Origin of the sequence: Paenalicyclobacillus macrosporangiidus, from assembly GCF_900116805.1 — a bacterium.
GTDB classification, from domain to species: domain Bacteria; phylum Bacillota; class Bacilli; order Alicyclobacillales; family Alicyclobacillaceae; genus Alicyclobacillus_H; species Alicyclobacillus_H macrosporangiidus.
Genome location: NZ_FPBV01000001.1, coordinates 296302 through 314724, shown reverse-complemented (window position 1 = coordinate 314724; position 18423 = coordinate 296302). Strand labels below are relative to the sequence as shown.

Below are 18423 nucleotides of genomic sequence, written 5' to 3'. Positions count from 1 at the left end.
GGATGGCACGAGCCGTTGCGCCAAGGCCACGTGAACCAATATTAACCGCTCACGAGAACCAACCTTGCCCCCAAGGCATCGGACGGGTCAATTTGGATGGCTCCCGACACTTGTGAACGTGTGAAGCGAATCCCCTGCCGAATCAAATCCGAAGCGGCCACCTCGAGGTCGGGGACCGAGAGGACGATTCCGCGTACCCCGTATCCACGCTGCAGCACGAAGTCATTCAACGGGCTGCTTGGGGAATTCGGGGCAATGACCTCGATATCGCCATGCGAAAGGGGAAAGAAAACCCGGTCTCCCAGGCGGCTGGGGCACACAGAGGGCTCCCCGGCGCGAGTGAGTCCATAGCCGTCACGGAAGTAGGCCTCTCCGTCCTCAAGCGACGGGAAGACCACCTCAATACGCTCCAGTCGCCGGTAACCCAGCGGATGCGGTTCCGGTGTCTCGTCACCGAACAACCGGCGCCGCTTCTCTTCACCGGTGCTGTCATGCTGAATCAAGAACGGGTTGACGCCCCCGCCACCAGACACACGGAAACTCCGCCATCCCCGACGCTTGCCGCCAAGCGTAACCAGTGCGCCCTCCTGGGGGTCCTCCGCCTGGAGCGTCGTGACGGCGGCTGCCGTACGCGACCGAAACCGGGCGGCGTCTGCATCCAGGTCGTCGCTGGCCAGAGCAAACGTGAACAGACCAGGACCATACCGTTCCAGATGCCGAACCAGTTCCGGCCATGCCACCGTCCGATCCTGTACGGCAATCAGCTCCAAATACCCGTCATCCAGCACCACGAGTCGGTTCGCCGTCCCTCGCCCCGGATGCGTTCCTCCGGCCGTAACGTGGAATCCCAGTTTCCGATACTGTGCAGCAGCGACATCCAGATCCTCAACGGCAATGAGCACGTGGTCCACATGAGTGATGGTCATCAGCCGATACCTCCTCAACGCTCGCATAGTCATGTCAGTGGTTGAGCACCGATTTTGCAATCTGAGGCACAATCACCGTCTTCCAATCAGGCTCCTGCTTCGTCACGCCAATCTCGAGAAAGAACTTTCCTTGCTCCGTGCATTCGTTCAGATACTCCTTGAGATCCGGAGGAGCGAGAAGATAATTCCGCCGGCTCATCGTCAATTCCGCGACCTCCTGGCTCACCTTGTTTTCGGACGCAAAGAGCTGCACCGCGTCGGCGTGATGCGATTGCACCCAATCAAGGGCCTGCTGGTACGCTTGGATAAACCGAGTCACGATGTCCGGATGGGCTTCGACGAAGTCGGCATTCCCGAACAAGACGACATAGTTTTGAAAATAATGGTTTCCATCCACCAGAGGCACGGCCTCTTTGTTCAATTCAGCGCTGGCGTAAAAAGGGTCCCATGTCACCCAGGCGTCAACCGATCCACTGAGGAGCGCGGAGCGGCCTACGTCATTCTCCAGTTGAACCCACTTGACTTCGGAGTCTTTGATGTGGGCACTCTGAAGCACTTTTTGTGGAAAGAAGTATGCCTTCCCCATCGGCGTGGCGATCTTCTTCCCTTTCAAATCGGCAACACTTTTGATGGGAGAATTGGGCCGCACGAGAATGGCGTGGGTTTTCGGGCTTCGTTCGGTCAAGGCCAAAATGCGGATGGGTGCACCTGCGGCGATCGCGGTCACCGGAGTACCGCCTATCGCCAGATCGAGTGCGCCGCTGGAGACCGCCTCCGCGATGGGCGTGAGAGACAAAAACTCCTTGTACTCAATCGCGGGAGATGAATCCCCGAACGTCTTTTCCAACAGCTTTTGATTTTTCATCGCGATGACAGGAATGTAAGGGGGTTGAAAGCCAATTCGAACCGTCGATGGATTCTTGCCGCCCTCCGATGTCGATGAAGCCGTCGGTGCAGGTGAACCACGGCCACCGCAAGAAGCCAACAACGCGACGACGGACAACATCCCCACGGCCAGGAACAGCAGCCGAATGAACCAAGAAGTCTTGCGCAGAGCATGCATCGCCGAACAGGCCTCCATTTCCAATCGTCCTCCACGACACCGCCATGGTCATCGGTGGGTCGTCGCGGCACTTAAACATCCCGCCGCTCGTCTTGCTCATGTCCCCTTTGTCTCCGCCGCTGTTTGCGGCAGGAAGTGAGGCATCACCTCGCGCGCGAGCAGCTCAATGGCCTCGAGTGAAGCCGCATGATCGCTTCCCGCTGCATGAACCTGACAGATGATCTCGTCGAACCCGAACTCGTCGCGCCACGCGTTCAACTGAGCGACCACTTCGTCCGGAGACCCGATGACCATGTTCATCTGCTGCATGAGGTCCCTGTACTCACGCGTCCCCGTGCGGCCATCCCAGGTGACCCCACACTCGTACTCCGCATAACGGGCGAACGTTCGTTTGGTCCTCTCCTGCGCCTCCCGGGTGGTCTCCGCCACGTAGACAAACCTCAATTGGGCGACCCACCCAGGCCGGTCCTGCAAGGCCGCCCGGTAGCGATGGATCCACTCCCGGTGGCGATCAGACGTCCCCACTCGAGGAATGAGCAAGGGAAATCCGCAGGTCCCTGCAAGCTCGACGGTCGAATCGCTGGCTGCCAACCAGATGAGGTCGTTGGCCCTGTTGCGTGGACGAGGACAAATCTCCACGTCCGTGAACCGGTAAAAGTCGCCGTCAAAATCGATGACACCGGTGTCAAACGCCTGTCGCAGAATCTCAATGGTCTCCAACGTCCGCCCTGTCTTCTCTTCCACCGGAATGCCAAACTTTGTGAACTCGGCCGTCTTGTTCCGGCTGCCGGAGCCGATGCCGAGCCTCACCCTGCCCCCGGACAAGACATCCAGCAAGGCCGCGTCCTCAGCCAGGCGCACCGGATGATAGTAGGGCGCCTCGACGACGGCGGTGCCCAGAGCAATCCGCTGGGTCAACCCGCTGATGCGGGCCAAGGTGATGAGAGGCGCGGGTTGCCGTCCGTACACTTCAAAGTGATGTTCCGCGAGGTACACGGCGTCGAAGCCGAGCTGATCCGCCAGGACTGTCTGCGCCACAATTTCTTGGTAGAGTTCGGGCACCGACGTGCCGGGTGTGATGTCGCAGTTGTAGAATAAGGAAAATCTCATGCTTCTCTCCTTTCTTCCAGACAAAGCAACGCGCTCCCCCGCGGGAGCTAGATCCCGTCCGTTCTCGCGCCGGTCCGGAAATCAAACGGGCCCTGTCATCGGCGTGATTGGCGCCGTGACAGGGCCTTCGGAGATCCGATCGGCCGCATGTGATGAACATGTCCCCAGGTGCTATACCACCTCCTCCAGGCGGATCGCCATGCGTCCACCTCCGTCATGGACATGGACCACATGGCGTCTTAAAAGTATATAAAACCTATGTGTTATGTAAAATTTATGCGGTCATTGTACGACGGTTGGTGATGTTCCGTCAAGTGGCCGCGATCACGCATCCGTATCCAATTCCGGCAGGTGCGACCTCGCCATGGCCGTAACGAATCTTTTATCGTTATCGAAACGACCATGGGAGGGCATAAAAACCGTTTCGGCGTTAAGTCGAGCCCGGCGCAACAAATAAAGATCCCCCTTCATCCGCCCGCACACATCCCATTCGCCCGCATACGCTGCAACATGCTGTGCATTTTCCACGGTTCGGAGGTGCAGCGGCAGTGTTGTCTCTCACCATGGCCATGGCGTCCGTCCTCCGGGACATCACCCTGGTGACCGGTTACATGCACCAGTCCTTCCCCCAACCGTTGGACAAAGAGCAGGAACGCAAGTGCTTTGAACGATGGCTGAAGGGCGATCGCGCCGCCTACCAGGAGCTCATCGAACACAATCTCAGGCTGGTCGCCCACGTGGCGAAGAAGTTCGACTCATCCGGGATCGATCACGACGATCTCATCTCCATCGGCACGGTAGGCCTCATCAAGGCCGTCGAGACCTTTCAGCCGGACAAAGGTACCAAGTTCGCCACGTACGCGGCACGGTGCATTCAGAACGAGATCTTGATGCAGTTGAGGGCCTTGAAGAAGACGCGCAAGGATGTGTCCCTCAACAGTCCGATTGGAATGGATAAAGAAGGTAACGAAATCACGATTGGCGATGTGCTCGGCACCGACGCGGACGATACCGAGGAAGAGGTCAGCAAGCGGATGGAGATCCGGTATGTCCTGAAGCTGATGGACACCTTGGACGAACGGGAGCGCCGCGTCATCGAGCTGCGTTTCGGCCTGGTCGACGGGCAGGAGTGGACACAGAACGAAGTCGCAGACATGCTCGGCATCTCCAGATCGTACGTCTCACGGCTCGAAAAACGGGCGCTCCTCAAGATGTTCCACCAATCCTACGCAGGACGGCGGCGGCGCAAGCCGTACGTGTATCACCCGAAAGCCAGCGGACGCCGAGAACACTAGCATCACGGGCTGACCGTCGAGAGCCGGGAGCAGGGACACCCCCGGCCCCGTGGATGGACCTTCGACCGTCACACGCACAACCGGCACAGGACTCGCTAGGCTTGAAATGTCGCGGAGGAGGATGTGACCGGGATCGGGTTCGGCCGCACGGGGTTCGGGGTGGCCGATGGGATCGGCTCCAACGTCACGACCGGAGCCATCCAGGCCCCGTCCGCCAACCCGACCTCGTAAACGACGGCAGGGCGGTATCCGGGGCATTCGACGGTCACCACCGCCACCCCCGGTGCCCCGGAGGTCGACGGCGTGGACGAAGACAACATCGGATCGGCCGGCGCCACGAACGACAGCACCGGTGTCCATCCGTCTCCCGAGGTTCGGGCGGTGGCCAAGACCCGGCCGCCGGCCGAAAAGGTCACCGTCGCGCCGGAGAGAAGCCGCCCGTCGGAGGCCCGTACCTGAACGCGCCCCTGAACCCGCACCGGCCCGCCATTTTGCACGGCCTTGGTGGCCGTGGTGGAAGCGCCCCCTGCCCGCGGGCCGTTCGACGACGCCGTGGGTGCCCCCGTGCTGGACGGCGCCTCCTCCATCGGTCCCGCCGTCTGCACCCACGACGCGCTCCCCGCGCTCCCGTCGTTGGCCGCCGACTGCGTGGCCTGACGGGTGACGCCGCCGGCGGAGCCGGACGCACCCGCGATGCGGTCCGCAGGGGCAGCGGCGCCCAAGGTCCCCGCGGTCCTGCCGACACCCCCGGTTCCATCCGCGGCCGCGAGGGCGGTGCTGCCGGCGGATGTGCCCTGCCCGGAACGCCCGGCCGCGTGTCGCCCGCCGGCGGTACCCTCGGCATCGCCCGTGGCAGCCGACCCGGTTGTGGAAGACGACACGTCCGAGGCGCCACCGACGGCGGAGCCCTCCCTGCCCGCCGTGGCCACCGCCACCGCCGAGCCGGCATCGTCCACCCCATGCACCCACCGCGCCTCCAGACTGGGCCAGGACACCCCCGCGGCGGCGCACGCGGCGGCCCCGATGCCAATGGCAGCGCGGATCCAGCGTCGGCGGGTACGGTTCGCACGACCTGGCCGCGATCCCGCCGATGAACCCGCGACCCCACTGGCAGACGGGCTCGCAACCGGGCCTGCAGATACACCGGAGACCTGGCCTGCCGATACACCGGAGACCTGGCCTGCCGATACACCGGAGACCAAGCCTGCAGATCTGCCGGCGACGGGGCCCGCAGACGAACCCGCACCCGAGCCCGCAGATGCGTCCTCGACCGGGTCCGCGGATGCCCCCGCAAGCAAGCTCGCAGACCCGTCCGCGGCCCGGGCCGCGAAACCCGCCGCCTGAGCCGAAACGAGCAGTGGTCCGGCCTCCTGGCGCAGGAAGGCCAACAGGGCGTCGTCGTCGCCGGCCGTCACCCCCACCCCTGCCGTCAGCGTGCAGACCAATGCCCGATGCAATTCCTCACATCGGCGAACCCGTTCGGCGCAAACGGGACACCCATGGGCATGCGATCGCTTGGCGGCAGGCAGTTCCGCACCCTGCGCCCACTCCCACACTTCATCCCAACTCAGGTGCCTCACGCATTTCCCTCCCGTTGACAAGGTCCACGAGTTTGCGCCGGGCCCGCGCCACCCGCGTGCGGACGGCGCCCGGACGCATGTTGACCGCCGCGGCAATTTCGTCGTAACTGAATTGGTGCACATGGCGCAACAGGAGGATCTCGCGGTCCAGCGGGTGCAGTTGGTTGATCGCCTGCGCCACCTCCCATACCGCCTCCCGCTGAACCACCAGCTCCTCCGGGCCTGGCGCCACGGTGGCCAGCATCTCGTCGGCCAGCGGCAGCTCGCCCGTTTGGCGGCGGCGCAACACGTCGTAACAATGGTTCCGCGCGATGCGCGCCACATAAGCGCGAAAGCTGCCTCCGCGGTAGCCGTCCAACGACCGGTACACCTTCAGCATGATCTCCTGCGTCAAGTCTTCCACGTCGTTCGCGTCCCGGGTGATGTGGTAGACTAGGTGGCGAACCATGGCCGCGTGTTCACGAAAGCATCCGTACGCGCAAAAAGGTTCCTGACAATTGACATTGAAGCAGCACCCCATGGCGACACTCCCCGGTCACAGGGGCCGGAACCCGCGCAGGGAAACCGGACCCTGTCGTCCAATCCGTCTACCTGAAACCACGCGAGGGATCACGGAGGGGCACGATTGGCACGCTGGTATCCTGACCGACACCATCTTCCATCCCATCCCGCCGGCGAAGGGCGCTTCGCGGGCCACCTGAACCGCTGGGCCCGGCACGCCGCCGCTCTGGCTGTGGTATGGGTGTTGGCGATGGTGGCCTATCCCAGTTGGGCGTCGTCCGACGCCATGGGCTACGACGATCTGTCCCGGCTCAACGCCCCGCAACGCGCGCTGCTGGCCTGGTTCTATCACCACGGCCAGTGGCCCCTGTGGAATCCGTTCAGCTTCGGCGGGCAGCCGTTTCTCGCCGCCGGGCAGTCGGGGCCTCTGTACCTGCCCAATGCGCTCTTCCTGCTTGCCCCCGTCGCCCTGGCGATGAAGCTCTCCTATCTCTTTCACGAACTCGTCGCCGCCACCGGTATGTACCTCTTCGTGTGGTCCATCTGCAACAGCCGGCGCGGGGCCGCGGCGGGCGCCATCGCCTTCACCGCGAGCGGCTTTTTCATCGGCCACCAGGTGCACACCCAGATGTTCGATGCCATGAGCTGGCTGCCCTGGATCGCCTGGGCCGCGCGCGGCCTGCTCCGCTCCCCCGAGGCGCTCCGGTCCCCGGGGCATGGCCACCCTGCTCCCTCCGCCGGGCGGCGCAAATCCCCGGGGCGCCGGTATGCCGGCGTGTTGGCCGGCACCCTCGCGCTGATGGTGTACGCCGGCCATCCCCAGGTCACGTTTTACACGTTTCTCTACCTGACCCTCTATCTCCTGCTGTGCGCCGTCGAAACTCGGCGATCCGTGCCGTGGCGCCGCCTGGGCGCCATCGCCGGGTCGGTGGCATTCGGCCTGCTCCTCGCGGCGCCCCAGTGGCTGCCGACCGCAGATTTGGTCGCCTACTCCGACCGCCAGCACCCGGCCGCCGGCTTCTTGCTCGAAGGGTCCATGCCGCCGAGCGCCTGGCTGCAATTTCTCAGCCCGTTTGCCATCGGCGGCGGCGACACCGGCGTGCCCATCTCCTTGTCCACGCTGCTACCCATCGACCACAGCAACCTGTTCTGGGAATTCACCGGCGGCATCGGCATCGTCGCCCTGGCACTCGCCCTGGCAGCGGCCGTGACCCGGTTCCGGACGTCGGCCGAGGTGCGGTGCCTCACCGCGATCGCGCTGGTGTGCTCGGTGTTTGCCCTCGGCAGCTACGGGTTCCTCGACGTGGTCCTGACCCGCGTCCCGGGGTTTGACCTGTTCCGCATCCCGGCGCGGTACATCGGCCTCGTGGACTTCACGCTCAGCGCCCTCGCCGGCCTGGGCGCGGCGCGCCTGGACGCCCCCATTCGCCGCTGGGTGGCCGTCTGGTGCGCCGTCTTCTTCGCGGTCCTGGCGACCGCCCGCCTGTGGGGACCGCTGGGGCACGCCCCGCGCGCCGCGTTTACCCACCCCGCCGCGCTGTGCGCCGCCATCGTGGTCTTCAGCGTCGTGTTCGCCCAGCGGGACCGCCTGTACGGGTGGGGCCTGTGGGGCGTCGCCGCCCTCACCAGCGTCGGCCAGGCGGCGCTGCTGTCGCCTTTCGTCCTCGTGGCGCAGGCACCCTACCAGACCCCGAGCGGCGCCGTCCAATACCTTCAGGCCCATCTGCCGAAGGACGATCCGCTAGCTCGCGCCGCCGCCTTCGGTGAGACGTCCATCTCCTACGACCAGGCGGCCGCGTATCCGATCCCCGCGCTCAACGGGTACGATTCGCTCGTCCCGGCGTGGTACGACCAATCGGTCGCGCTCACCTGGACCGACGCCGTGCTCAAGACGGAGCCCGCGTCCATCCTCGACGCGTACGACGTCCGTTACGTCGTCACGCCTGCCGGAGATGAACCGGTCTTCGGCCTGCCGGGCGCCGAGACGTCGTACACCCACTGGTTGCCGAGCGTGCCCAGGGGCGCCATCGGCCTGCAGATGCACTTGGAGGCGCCGGCCAGCGTCATGGACGGCCGCCCGCTGTGCTCCATCACGCTGACGGCCGGCACCCGGACCGTCACCCACTGGATCTACAGCTACCCCACGGAGGACTACTACGTCACGCTGCCCGCCGATTGGCCCCAGGACGCGGCGACGCGCGTCACCATCCGCAGCGAGGCATGGAGCGGATCGTTCACCATCGCGGACCTGCGGTGGGTGGACGCGAGCGGCTCGGCGGCGCACACGGTGCTGCCGGTTCACCGAACGCTCGGTCCGCGGCCGTGGCGGGCGGTGTACCAGGACAGCCGGGAGACGGTCTGGGAGAATCCGGACAGCCCCCGTCCGGCGTGGATGACCACCGATCTGTCGGGGGTGCAACCGGCCTCCGGCACCGCGCAATCGGTGCGTTGGACGGCGAATCAACAGGAATGGCGCGTGGACGCGGAGACGGGCGGATGGCTGGTGTTGGCGCAGACGTATGATCCCAACTGGCGCGCGTCCGTCGACGGCCAACCTGCGCCGGTGGAGGCGGCGGGGACGGGATACGGCGGGGTGTTGACGGCCGTCCGCGTCCCCCAAGGTTCGCACGATGTGCGCCTCGTCTACCGCCCCGTGACGTTTTCCCTGGGGCTGTGCCTCGGCGGGGCGGCGCTCCTCGCCGGCGTCGTCTGGATGCTGTGGGGCATCAGCCGCCCCCGCCCGCGGGCCAGGGCGCGAGGGTGACCCGGACAGAGATGGGTTTGCCCCGGCGCAGGACGCTCAGCGTGACGGTCTGGCCGACGCGGTCCTGGTTGACGATGGCCGTCAGCTCGGCCACGTCCGCCACCGGATGCCCGTCGATGGCCGTGATGATGTCCCCGTCCCCGACCGGTTTGTTCGCTCCGCCACTGTCGGCGTGAAGGCCCGCCTTGGCCGCCGGGCCGCCCGATACCGTGCTGATGACCAGCACCCCCTGGGAGACCGGGAGTTTGAACTGTTGCTGGACGGCGGGATCGATGTCGAGCGCGCGAATGCCGAGCCACGGATGGTCCACCGCGGTGCCCTGCAACAGGTTGGGCAGAAGCGCCACGAACCGGTCGATGGGCACGGCAAAGCCGATGCCGACGAACCCGGCGACCGGGCTCTCAATCGCGGTGTTGATGCCAATCACCTGACCTCTGGCGTCCAACAGCGGCCCCCCGGAATTGCCCGGGTTGAGCGCGGCGTCAATCTGAATCAGGCCGCTCATCAGACGGCCGCTCTCCGTCGGCATGGATCGGTTCAGGCCGCTGACAATGCCCGCCGACACGCTGTTCGTCAATTGGAACGGGTTGCCGATGGCCACGACCGGTTCCCCCGGCTGCAGCCCCTTGGCGCTGCCGAGCGACAGCGGGCGCACCCCGGGCGGCGGCGTGATCCGCACCACCGCCAGATCGTCCATGGGATCCGTCCCGACGACCTGGCCCGTGTAGGTCTGGCCGCCGAGCTTCACGGACACCTGCTTCTTGCCGCTGACCACGTGCTCGTTGGTGGCGATGTCCCCGTTCGTATCGATGAGGAACCCGGTGCCGATGTCCTCCTGCGGATTATCGCTCTGCCCGGACGGCGTGACCGCCGTGATGGTTGCCACGCTGGGCGCGGCCGCCTGGTAAATGGCCGCGACGTCGATCCCGCCGGTCAACGAGCCGCCGCCCGCAGAGCCGGCGCCCGCCATCCCCGGGGCGTTCCCTGCGCCGGGCGCACCCGCGCCCGCCGCGCCGGTGTCCGGGAGACCGGCGCTCCCCGGCGTGCCCGCGCCCGGAACGGAGGGGCTTGGCGCCCCCTGATTCGCGGACGGTGCCGGCGACGGCACGGAGGCACCCGCTCCCAGGGCGGCCGCGCGATCGCGCATGCCGGCCATCAGCCAGGCGGTGCCAGCCGACCCAGCCGCGGCCCCGAGGACGAAGATGGCCGCGCCGGCGCCGAGCCGCCTGCGCCAACGCGCCTCCCGCGCCCCGCGGTCCCAACCGTCATCCCCGATCCAACGTCTCGCCATGCCCGTCCCCCCTCACCGGTTGCCGGGCGCCTCGGCCCCGGCCTGCAGCGCCCGCTCCAAAAAGGACTGAATCTTCTCCAACCGCACGACCCGGTGCCACGGCTGGCCGTTGCGCGACAGGCCGTGGCTCTCGTTCGGGAAGCGGACGAACTCCACCGGCACACCGCGCACGCGCAGTGCCGTGTACAGTTGCTCCGCCTGCTCGATGGGGCAGCGCAGGTCGTTCTCGCTGTGCAGGATGAGCACCTCGGCCTCGATGCGGTCCGCGAAGGCGAGCGGCGACATCGCCAGGTAGCGGTTCGGGTCCTCCCACGGGGCGCAGCCGAGGTCGTCGAGATCCGCGTAGCCGAGGTCGCACGTGCCGAACATGCTGTACTCGTTGACGCAGGCGCGCATGACCACCGCCGCCTTGTACCTGTTTGTATGCCCAACCGCCCAGGCCGCCATGAAGCCGCCGTAGCTCCCGCCCGCGATGGCGAGGCGCTCGCGAGACAGCGGGAAGCGCGCCAGGGCCGCGTCCGCACACGCCTCCACATCCTCGAAGTCGAGGGTGCCCCAGGCGCCGCGGATGGACCGGCAGAACGCCTCGCCGTAGCCGCGGCTGCCGCGCGGATTGCTGTAGACGACGGCGATGCCGGAGGCGGCAATCAGCTGAAACTCCAGGAAGAACGTATCCGCATACATCGCCATCGGCCCGCCGTGCACCTGGACCACGGCCGGGTACCCGCCCGGCGGGGGCGGCGTGTTGGGCAGCATCACCCATCCGTCCAGATCCAGGCCGCCGGAGGAGAACCGGAAGCGCTGGGGGACGGCGAGATCGACCTCCGCCAGCCAGTCGTGATTCCAGTGTGTCAACCGGCGGAGCGCCGGGCGCTCCTCTTCGCCCGCCGGGAGGTCCATCAGGAACACGTTGGCCGGTTCCACCGGGGTTCCGCGCACAATCGCCGCGACGGACCCTTTTTGGTTGATAGCGTAGGTGAAAACGCAGTGCTCGCCCTCGGTGATGAACGTGAGCTGGCCGCGCCGCACGTCGATGCGCGCAAGCTGGACCGTCCCCCGGCGGGACACCAGGGTATAGAGCGACCGGCCGTGCTCGGCCCACATCAGGCCCTCCGAATGGCCCGCCCGGGTGTCGGTCAGCGCCTCGTTGCCGAAGGCCTCGTCCATTCCTTCGGTCACGCACCAGCACCGGCCTTCCTCGAAGTCGTACAGCCACACGCCGGCCTGCGTGTACCACCCGTGCGCCATCTGGTGGCCGTAGAACGCGACATGGCGGCCGTCCGGCGAACACCGCGGCCCCTCCACCCAGTCCGGCGTCCCGGGCAGCCGTTCGACGGCCTCGGGGGGATGCGGCGCGTGGAACGACGCCAGATCCTCCGGGACGGGCACCCGGCAGAGGTGCTGTTTCAGGGTCCTATCCGCGTCCGGCTCGCGGTTGGTCACCACGAGCAGGTGACGGTTGTCCGCCATCCAATCGAAGTCGTGGATGTCGAAGGGCCCCTCCGTCAAACGGCGGGTGGTGATGGCGGGGCTCTGCCCGTCCGGATCGAACGACCAGACCACGTGCCGGCGGTGGGCGAGGAGATCGGCGAGATCGACCACGTACAGATGGCGGCGCCGGTCGCCGAACTCCCCGATGCCGTCGAGCCGCCACTGCAGGCGGCGGATCACCTTCACGTCGGCGGTGAACCGCTCCCGCGGCGACTTCTCCCGCTCCTCAGCGCTCGCGGCCTCGTCCCGCGCCCATTCGGATGTCCGCGCCACGAAGGCAATCCGCCGGCCGTCCGGGCTCCAGCGGAACGCCTCCACCCCCGACGGGTGGCGAGTCACCGCCACGGCCTCCCCGCCGCCGGCCGGCATGACGTACACCTGGTCGGTGTCCCCGCCCCGCTTGGACAGAAACGCCAGGTACCGGCCGTCCGGCGACCAGGCGGGCCGGGTCTCCGACTTGCCGCCCGCCGTGAACGGAACGACCTCCCCGCTCGAGGCGGACACCATCCAGATGTGGGTGTGGTACTGGTTGTCCTCGGGGTTGAGACGCGTCACCGTCACCGCCACCTGCCCGCCGCCGGGATGCATCGCCACGTCCCCGACGAGGGCGATGCGAAAGATATCCTCCGCCGTCACTTTCCGCTTCACCCGGATCCCCTGCCTCTCTCACGATCTGGCCGCTGCGGCCTCCCCTTCCGTCACCGTCCGGCGGGCGAACCACGCCGCCGCCGCTTCCCAGGCGGCAAACCGGTCCTGTGCGGACGTCCCCGCCTCATCGGACGGCTGGCTGGCCTGCACCAGCCCCTCGGCCGCGGCCCGGAGCAGCCGGGCCGTCGCTCGGCGATACACATCCGCCGCCTGGCGGCACACCGCATCGGTCAGGCCGGCCACCTCCGTCCGGGCCGCCGCGACGAAGACGCCCTCCAGCTCCTGTTGCATCGTCTGCTGCCCGCCGCCTTCAAAAAACTGCCTCGCGCTGCTGAAGTGGCGAAATGCCGGATACGCCAGTTCCGGATCCAACTGCGCACGGCCGGGTTCCAGGGCGGGCACATCCTGTGCCTCCGGCAGCAGGCCCGGATCCGCGTGCACGTCGTCCAGCCGCTTGGCCATCCGATCCCGCCGTTCCGCCAACGCCCGCGCCACCTGCCGCTGGGCCCGCAGGGCGAAGGTGCGAAGCTCCGCCGACAACTGGCGGGCCAACGCGTCGGCCAGCTCGGACGCGGCCTCCTCCAACGGGCCCCGCCCCGTCGCGGCGCGAAAGCGCCCGGGGTGGAACGCTTCCCGGAAGGTGTCCCCGAAACGCAGGCGCACGCGCTCGCCGATGTGGAAGGCGAGCTCTTCCCATTCGGCCCGGAGGGCGCTCTCCACCTCGTCCGCCCCGGCGAGGGCGACGTCCGCCGCACGCCGCCATTCGTCCGCCAGCGCCTGCTGCTGCGCCCGCCACGCCGCATGCGTGGCCGCGTCGGCCGCCCGCTGGGCGGAGAGCGCCTGATGCACGCGCTGCACATCGACGCCCCGCGCCTGCAAGAGCCGCTGGACGGCGTCCTCAGCGATGGCGAGCGACCGGCCCTCGACGAAGGCCGTCAGGTCCTCCGCCAGGCGCTGGACGCCCGATTCCTCGCGGAGCCGGTCCGCATCCGGCAGGGGGTCTCCGTCGGCCAGGCCGAGGCGCTGCCGCAGCAGCGCGGCGAACCGCCCGTCCTCCGGGTGACGCGCCCACATGGACGCGGCCAGCCCAATCTGGCTCGACACCTCGTAGACGCGCGGCTGCCGCACCCCGAGCCGGCGCAACTCCTCCGCCACCCGGTCCCGGACCGCGGCGCGCTCGTCGCGGTCCGTGGCGAGATCGACCGCGTTGATGACGACGAACAGCTTGTCGGTCCCGAGGATGTCCTGAACCTGCGCCAGCTCGCGAAGGAACTCCCGGTCCGCCCGGGAGAAAGCGTGCGTGTAATACAACACGAAGACGATGGCGTCGGCCGCCTGCATGTAGCCGAAGGCGACATCCGTGTGGCGGCGGTGGATGGAATCCACGCCGGGCGTGTCCACCAACACGGCGCCCCGCTGCAGGAACGCCGCCGGATGGGCGAGATCCACCCGATGCACAAAGCAGGCGAACCGCTCCTCCGCCGTGTACCGGCGCACCTCCTGGCCACCGGCCGGCTGCCGGGTACCGAGCCGCTGCGCCAGTTCCGCGTACCCAGCTGCGACCGCCTTGACGAAGGCGGCGTGGCGGCGCGCCGACGGCGGAAACTCCGTCATCTTCCAGGCCGCCGCCTGGCCCAGCGCGTCCTCCAGGTCCTTCACCGGCCGGTGGAGAAAACGCATCGCCTGGGCCACATCGTCCCACAATTGTTCTTCCGACTTGAAGTGGATCACCGCGTCGGCACCGCCCGGAACGCCACTGGCCACCTGGGTCACGGCCGCCGTCGTCGGATTGGGGGAGACGACGAGCACCGGATCGCCCAGCAAGGCGTTGATGAGCGACGACTTGCCCGCCGAAAACGCGCCGAACACGGCAATCATCTTCGACTCCGACTGCACGCGCGCGCGAAGTTCTGCCACCTCCGCCAACCACGCGCCGGGCGCCCCGGCGGCGGAGAGCACCGACGCGGCCTCGTCCAGCTCGCGCAGCAGCGCCTCCCGTCCCCCGGCCTCCCGGTCCGTCAGAGTGCTGCGATCCGCGACGCCACGCACATCCGCCGCCACGCCATCAACAGGCTGCATCCGCCATCCCCCCTTCCTCGTCCGACGCGATCTCCCGCCACAAGGTCTCGATGAACGCGTCCCGCTCCGCCACCACGCCCTGCCATGCGGTGATGGCGTCCACCTGTGCTTCGAGCTCGGCCATCCTGGCCTCCAGCGGAGCCAGCTCGGCTTGGAGCGGCCCGTCCGCCTCGCGCCAGAAGCCCTCGAGCACCCGCGTGAGCCCGCCATACGCCTGGCGCTTGATGGCAGCGACCACGTCCTTGACGTACTGATACGGGTATTGGTCCGAGACGAGCGCGCCCTGGCGTACCTGGCCGTCCACCAGCGCCGCGTCCACCGTCACCTGGATGGCATCCACCGACTTCAGCCAGGCGGTGTCGGCCCACGGCGTGGTGCGGATCCACTCGCGCAGCCCGTTGTGCAACGGCGCGAGGAGAAACTTCTCCGTCCGCTCGGCGAGGTCGGCCACGAAACGGGTCCGGCGCGCCTCCCGCTCCCGCGCGGTCTTCTCCCGGGCGCCGAACCACCCCACCTTGAAGTCCGGCCGCAGGCTCTCGACGTACAGCCGGCCGAGCTCGGTGGTCTCGTACGGGGCGATCTGCGCCAGATCAATCAGGCGCAGCAACGACTGCCGCACCTCCTCCCGAAGGGCGGACACTTCCCGCAGGCGGCGGTCCCGCGCCTCGGCCGCACGCGCCCATTCCTGCGCCAGCGCCTCCCGCAGATCCGGGATGGCATCCGGCTCCGGGAGCAATCCCGTCGTCTCGCACACCCGCTGCCAGGCCGCCTCCAGCGCCTCGCCAAACCGGAACGCGGCGTGCTCGCGGACGAGCTCGCGCAGGCTCTGCCGGATGCCCGCCTCGGCCACCCCGTCCGATCCCGCCGCCCAGCGGTCCAAATGCCGGCGCAATTCGTCCAATTGGTTGTAGGCGGAACCGCGCGTCGAGGTGTAATACAGCCCCTCGCCGGCGATGTCGTAGTCCGCCAAGGTCTGTTCGACCCGCCGGCGGTATTCGTCAAAATCCAGCTCCCAGTCGACGTGTTTGTCCACCTGGTTGACCACCAAGATCAGCCGCTTGCCCTGCTGGAGCAGGGCGTGCGCCAAGTTCAGGTTCTCCTCCGCCTCGACGTGTTGGTAGTCCATCACCAGGACGACGCCGTCGGCCCGGTGCAGCGCCGCCTCCATCTCCGCCTGGTGGGCGGCGTCCGTGGAGTCGATGCCCGGGGTGTCGAGCAGGACCAACGGACCCGCGGGCCCTTCGTAAACCAGCGCCTCCACCGCGGCGGTGGTCGGCACAGCGCCCGTCGGGCGGGCGTCGGTCCGCGCGATGGCGTTGATCAAACTGGACTTCCCGGCTGAAAACAGGCCGCAGAAGGCGATGTGCGGACGGGCGTCGGCCGTCTCCAGCCGGCCGATCACGTCGCCGAGCCGGTCGGCGGTCGCCGCGTCTCCCGCCTCGCGCATCCGCGCCTGAAGGTCGCGCAATGCTTGCACTCGTGGATGGTGTGTGGCCACAGCTTCCCGCATGTCTCCGTTCCTCTCCCCTGCGTTTGCCACCAGGCCTCGGTGGCCTCCATCCTACAGTAGCACAGGCTGGGGCCGAGGTGCCACGGATTCCGTCCCGCGCCCCCGCGAAACCGGAGGACTACCGCCCGGCGCGCGCGGATAAGATAGCGTCAGGACACGCGCGGCGTCGGGACTGGGGGCATCGGCATACCCTGATGCCAGGCACAGACACCGATGCACGGGGGTCATGCGCATGCAGTGGAATACGTTTGTGAAATTGGGATCGCTCATGTTCCATGTGGCGCAGGACGAGAAGGTGAAGGAACTGTTCACGATGGTCCACCAGGGCGCCAAGCGCCGGGGATGGATTGTGCCGCCTGGACCACCGCCGACAGGCTTCGCGCAGGGCCAGGCGCAGGGCCAGGCGCAGGGGTCGGCGCAGGGGTCGGCGCAGGGGTCGGCGGACGGCCAGCCGGTCAAGGCGAACCTTTCTCCCCATCCGATTCCGTTTGCGCCCCATTACGCGCCGCCAAAGCCCAGCCCGGCGAAATCGGGCGCCCCGGTTCCCGGTCCGGGGCCGCTGCCCGGCGCCCCTATCCCTTGGCAGACCTACCTCAATGGGAAGAACGCCAAGAAGGTGCTGACGTGGGCGGGTGAATTGAGCCAACTGTTGATGAAATGATGGGTGCCCCGGTGCGGGCGACCCGCCCGCCGGGTGCACCGAACGCTGGAGGTGCAATGTGCAGCCGGACGTCTCCCCGAAGTCGGCACCTCAGTTCCTGTACCGCCTGTTTCGCCAGGTGCTCCCGCTGGCACGCGCTGAAATGGTCCATTGGACCGGACGGGCCATGGCCATCCCGGACCCCGGGCTGCGCGAGCAGGCGCTGGAGAGCATCCGCCACAAGCGGTTTCACGCGGACGGCGGCTGCGTCTACGCGGCGTGCCACCCCGCCTGCGCACCGGACCTGGTGCGGCTCATCGTGGCCCTGCAGACCATCAGCGACTACCTGGACAACCTGTGCGACCGCTGCGGCCGGTATGACGAAGAGGATTTTACCCTTCTGCACCAGGCGATGCGCGATGCCATCCGGCCCGGACAGCCGGTCCAGCCCTACTACCGCCTGCGCGGCCACGCAGACGACGGAGGCTATCTCCGGGACCTGGTGCGCACATGCCAGGAGACCGTTCGGACGTTGCCCGCCTATGGCCGGGTGCAACCGTTCGTGGAATGGTTGATAGACCGGTATTGCGAATTGCAGGTGCACAAGCACGTGCATCCCGCCGAGCGGCGGGACCGGCTCACCGATTGGTGGCGTTCTCACGAGTCGCGCTGCCCCGGCGTGTATTGGTGGGAGTTCGCGGCGGCCACCGGATCGACCCTCGGCGTGTTCTCCCTCTTCTTGGCCGCTGCGTCCGACGTTCAGGAACCGGACATCCACGCGCTGACACAGGTTTACTTCCCGTGGATCTGTGGCCTGCACATCCTGCTCGACTACCTGATTGACCTGGAGGAGGACCGGCAGGCGGGGGACTTCAACTTCGTCCGCTGCTATCCCTCGATGGCGGAGGCGCACCGGCGCATCGGTTGGTTCGCGGAGCAGAGCTGGCGCGCGGCCAAGACCTTGCCTGGGCAGCGGATCCACCAGGATGTGGTGCGGGGGCTGTTGGCGATGTACCTGTCGGACGGCAAGGCGGGCAGGCAACGCGAGGTGCGCCAGGCCCGCCGTCTCGTGTGGTCGTTCGGTCCCACGGCGTGGGCGTATTATGCCGCCTGCCTGCTCTACCGCCGCGTGCGCTGACCCGCGCTGCCGCCCGGCCGCCAGCGCTCCATCGCCACTCGCACCGCCTCGATAGCCCCCGGGATGGGGACGGACGGTTTTTCAATTTCCACACGGATGCCCTGCAGCCGCGGATGGCGCGCCAGGACTTCCTCCGCGATCCGCTGCGCCACGCGCTCGAGCAGGTTGTAGGCAGGGCCTTCCATGACCTGCCGCACGTCTTCGTACACTGCGGCGTAGTTGACCGTGTCGCCGAGCTGGTCCGACGCGCCCGCAGGTCCCAGGTCCAGGTACAGCTCCAGGCTGACCACAAACCGCTGACCCATCGCCTTTTCCTCGGGAAACGCGCCGTGATACCCGTAAAACGTCATGTTCCGAAGGAGAATGCTGTCCATCGAAGCCTCCCTC

Annotated in this window: 14 protein-coding genes; 4 read left to right on the top strand and 10 right to left on the bottom strand. The window is 67.4% G+C overall.

From position 1 onward, the window contains the following. Positions 1–41 precede the first annotated feature (41 nt). The 3 genes from BM357_RS01395 to BM357_RS01385 all read right to left on the bottom strand — a co-directional run bounded on the left by BM357_RS01395 (position 42) and on the right by BM357_RS01385 (position 3099). The gene (locus BM357_RS01395; protein WP_074948826.1) at positions 42–926 is read right to left on the bottom strand and encodes a VOC family protein; all 885 of its coding nucleotides are present in this window, start codon (positions 924–926) and stop codon (positions 42–44) included. 34 nt (positions 927–960) lie between these two features. Next, positions 961–1932, bottom strand: a complete 972-nt coding sequence (locus BM357_RS01390) for an aliphatic sulfonate ABC transporter substrate-binding protein (protein WP_245783800.1) — start codon at positions 1930–1932, stop codon at positions 961–963. Positions 1933–2085: 153 nt separating this feature from the next. Next, the gene (locus BM357_RS01385; protein ID WP_074948824.1) at positions 2086–3099 is read right to left on the bottom strand and encodes an LLM class flavin-dependent oxidoreductase; all 1014 of its coding nucleotides are present in this window, start codon (positions 3097–3099) and stop codon (positions 2086–2088) included. A gap of 548 nt (positions 3100–3647) precedes the next feature. Here BM357_RS01385 and sigK point away from each other — a divergent pair. Next, the gene (sigK, locus tag BM357_RS01380) at positions 3648–4394 is read left to right on the top strand and encodes an RNA polymerase sporulation sigma factor SigK (protein WP_425426471.1); all 747 of its coding nucleotides are present in this window, start codon (positions 3648–3650) and stop codon (positions 4392–4394) included. 95 nt (positions 4395–4489) lie between these two features. Here the strand turns inward: sigK and BM357_RS19140 are convergent, their stop codons facing one another. Together BM357_RS19140 and BM357_RS01370 are read right to left on the bottom strand one after the other, a co-directional pair. Continuing rightward, the gene (locus tag BM357_RS19140; RefSeq protein WP_139234505.1) at positions 4490–5974 is read right to left on the bottom strand and encodes a hypothetical protein; all 1485 of its coding nucleotides are present in this window, start codon (positions 5972–5974) and stop codon (positions 4490–4492) included. Next, on the bottom strand, positions 5952–6494 hold the full coding sequence (locus BM357_RS01370; RefSeq protein WP_074948821.1) for an RNA polymerase sigma factor: 543 nt from the start codon (positions 6492–6494) through the stop codon (positions 5952–5954). The genes BM357_RS19140 and BM357_RS01370 overlap by 23 nt, the downstream gene beginning before the upstream one ends. A 105-nt stretch (positions 6495–6599) precedes the next feature. On the opposite strand from BM357_RS01370, the gene BM357_RS01365 reads away from it, so the two are divergent. Further along, positions 6600–9239: a YfhO family protein gene (locus BM357_RS01365; RefSeq protein WP_074948820.1), complete on the top strand. Its 2640-nt coding sequence runs from the start codon at positions 6600–6602 to the stop codon at positions 9237–9239. Here the strand turns inward: BM357_RS01365 and BM357_RS01360 are convergent. The 4 genes from BM357_RS01360 to BM357_RS01345 are packed head-to-tail and all read right to left on the bottom strand — an operon-like array spanning position 9202 to position 16258. Continuing rightward, positions 9202–10530 carry a S1C family serine protease gene (locus BM357_RS01360; protein ID WP_281245546.1) on the bottom strand — a complete coding sequence of 443 codons (1329 nt, stop codon included), beginning with the start codon at positions 10528–10530 and terminating at the stop codon, positions 9202–9204. The genes BM357_RS01365 and BM357_RS01360 overlap by 38 nt on opposite strands. A 12-nt stretch (positions 10531–10542) precedes the next feature. Next, entirely contained in the window at positions 10543–12669 is a 2127-nt protein-coding gene (locus tag BM357_RS01355) for an alpha/beta hydrolase family protein (RefSeq protein ID WP_074948816.1), read from the bottom strand. A gap of 18 nt (positions 12670–12687) precedes the next feature. Next, a complete protein-coding gene (locus BM357_RS01350; protein ID WP_074948814.1) occupies positions 12688–14748 on the bottom strand; it encodes a dynamin family protein in 2061 nt (686 codons plus the stop codon). Then, positions 14735–16258, bottom strand: coding sequence for a dynamin family protein (locus BM357_RS01345; RefSeq protein ID WP_074948812.1), 1524 nt, complete (start codon positions 16256–16258; stop codon positions 14735–14737). Before BM357_RS01345 ends, BM357_RS01350 begins: the two co-directional genes overlap by 14 nt. 232 nt (positions 16259–16490) lie before the next feature. Between BM357_RS01345 and BM357_RS01340 the strand changes: the two genes are divergently transcribed. Both BM357_RS01340 and BM357_RS01335 read left to right on the top strand, forming a co-directional pair. Beyond that, positions 16491–16919 (top strand): hypothetical protein, encoded by a 429-nt coding sequence (locus tag BM357_RS01340; RefSeq protein WP_074948810.1) that lies wholly within the window; start codon positions 16491–16493, stop codon positions 16917–16919. Between the two features lie 58 nt (positions 16920–16977). Next, positions 16978–18036 (top strand): tetraprenyl-beta-curcumene synthase family protein, encoded by a 1059-nt coding sequence (locus tag BM357_RS01335; RefSeq protein ID WP_074948808.1) that lies wholly within the window; start codon positions 16978–16980, stop codon positions 18034–18036. Here BM357_RS01335 and folB read toward each other — a convergent pair. Further along, positions 18018–18410: a dihydroneopterin aldolase gene (folB, locus tag BM357_RS01330; RefSeq protein ID WP_074948806.1), complete on the bottom strand. Its 393-nt coding sequence runs from the start codon at positions 18408–18410 to the stop codon at positions 18018–18020. The genes BM357_RS01335 and folB overlap by 19 nt on opposite strands. Positions 18411–18423: the final 13 nt, after the last annotated feature.